This is a genomic window from Marinobacter fuscus, assembly GCF_003007675.1.
Taxonomy (GTDB): Bacteria; Pseudomonadota; Gammaproteobacteria; order Pseudomonadales; family Oleiphilaceae; genus Marinobacter; species Marinobacter fuscus.
In genome coordinates this window covers 1207-3252 of sequence record NZ_PXNP01000107.1, presented here as the reverse complement: position 1 = coordinate 3252, position 2046 = coordinate 1207, and the positions used below count along the sequence as shown (strand labels likewise).

Annotated in this window: 3 protein-coding genes; all 3 read left to right on the top strand. The window is 55.1% G+C overall.

All coding sequences use genetic code 11. The annotated features are described in order from the left end of the window. On the top strand, positions 1-298 hold a 298-nt coding region (locus tag C7H09_RS20035), incomplete at its 5' end, for a hypothetical protein (RefSeq protein WP_206074353.1). Positions 299-1258: 960 nt separating this feature from the next. Next, complete coding sequence (locus C7H09_RS17075) at positions 1259-1483, top strand: addiction module protein (protein WP_091998275.1); 225 nt, start codon at positions 1259-1261, stop codon at positions 1481-1483. Then, the gene (locus C7H09_RS17070; RefSeq protein ID WP_062363598.1) at positions 1480-1773 is read left to right on the top strand and encodes a type II toxin-antitoxin system RelE/ParE family toxin; all 294 of its coding nucleotides are present in this window, start codon (positions 1480-1482) and stop codon (positions 1771-1773) included. The genes C7H09_RS17075 and C7H09_RS17070 overlap by 4 nt, the downstream gene beginning before the upstream one ends. Positions 1774-2046: the final 273 nt, after the last annotated feature.

Genomic DNA, 2046 nt, shown 5'->3' with positions numbered 1-2046 from the left:
CTTCATTTTTGGCGGGCTCAGTGCAAGGGCCTTGGCATCGGACTTGGCTGCAAAGCCGCCTTTGTTGGTGATGGCCAAGGCCGGAAAAGTTGCTGTCGAGGGTGGTTGCCAGCATCATCGGCAGCATGGTTATTCATGGCGTGCCCTAGTCGCGGGGCCGTCCAGTTCAGATGGTAATCGGATTGGCGTTGTTTGCGCTCTGGTTCCTTTCGCCATCCGTTGGGTTGGTGCAAGCTGTTCGGGAGAGGGCATTCAGCGTTGGTTGCCAGGGGAGACCTTGGTGGTGACCGGCCACTAACCAGGCGGTCAACCGGACGCCAAAAGCTTACAGCTTTTGGTTCCCTCCGCTGCGCTCCGGCGCCGGTTACCTTCGCGTTAAAGGCCTTGCTCCGGTGTTCTTTGGTTTGGTGTTTTACCGCCGCTTGGCAGATTGCCGGCAGGCAGAAAACAGCCCTAAGTTTGGCAACGGCTTCGGCGCGTAATTTGGAGTTCAGGTCGCGGGGCAATCCGGCGTAATCGTCGGGTAATTTCCGCTCATTCGGTGGCCTGGTTCCTGGCGCAATGGGTCAAGCTGGCACACAGTATCGGGAGTTGGCATTCAGCATTGGGTGCCCAATAAAAACCAAGGGTGAACAGGCCCTTAACAAGTCGCAGCAGTACGCGGCCGGTGGCCGCCGGACGCCCTTTCCATGGCTCCTTCGTCGCCATTCCAAGGTCGCCGCTGTGCTCAGCGTTATGAGGAATAGGGATGTTCTTACCTCTGAGAGGTCGGCCAGAACTCAACGTGTGCCGCGACGGTGGAAGTATCACCGCGAGTTACACTGACTTCTGGGGGAACGACTACCTTCTGACCTTGCCAGTTAGATTGACCGGAACGTCAAAAGATGACGTAAAAATGGTTGGGTATAAGTCACCCATTCTTGAGAAGGTCGTCAAATCCAAAAGGATCTCCAAAGGTAACGGAGCCCGCTATACGTTAAGTTCAATGGTCGAAGTTGCTGTGGATAAAGAGCATGCTTTAAAGATAGCGCGTAAAATTCAGCGTTCGGTGTCAGGCCGTGAAAACCTAGACATAGCGACTGACCTGGTACTTGGAATCTAGTCTTGTGTTCGGGCGAAGATCTCATAACCATTCACAGCACCGGACGCCACGTGCGTGGCGCCGGTGTGCTCCGCGTTAAAGCTGAAAAGTCGAGTCGTGGCACCTGGTACCCATCCGTGTCAAAATTGGGTGATACGTGAACAAGAGGTTTTGTCCATGAATCTCCAGAAAATTGAAGACGAGGCGCTGCACCTCCCTAAAGAGGAGCGAGCCCAATTGATCCAGAGACTGGTATTGAGTCTGGAGTCTCCTTCAGAAGAAGAGCTCAGATCCGATTGGCTACTTGAGGCCCGACGTAGAGGCGAAGAGCTGGACAATGGCACAGTTCAGGCTGTGTCTAGTGAGGATGTCATGAGGAAGGCTAGAGCACTGATCAAATGACCTATTCTTTTCACCCGGCAGCGGAAGCCGAGTTCCTGGAGTCAGTTGGTTATTACGAATCAAAAGTTCCGGGATTGGGTGGTGCCTTCATAGAGGAATTTGAGGCCTTGGCCAATTTAGTTGGCGAGTCACCAAAAGCCTGGCAAGTCGAGTTGCCACCAGATATTCGTAGAGCGCCCCTTCACAGATTTCCCTTGTCCATCGTTTACCGAGAGAGGCCTGATGGTTTTCAGGTTCTGGCCGTTGCCCATGATCGGCGGCGCCCGCAGTACTGGCTGGGCAGGCTTTAACAATCCGCTGCACAGCGACCGATTTTCCGCCGCTCCGCGGCTCCAAACCGGCGCGTGAGCCGGGCGTTAATGGCCCAGGCCGTCTTCATTTTTGGCGGGCTCAGTGCAAGGGCCTTGGCATCGGACTTGGCTGCAAAGCCGCCTGTGTTGGTGATGGCCAAGGCCGGAAAAGTTGCTGTCGGGGTTGGTTGCCAAAGTCACCCGCAGCATGATTATTCATGGCGTGCCCCAGTCGCGGGGCCGTCCAGTTCAAACAGTAATCGGGTTGGTGCG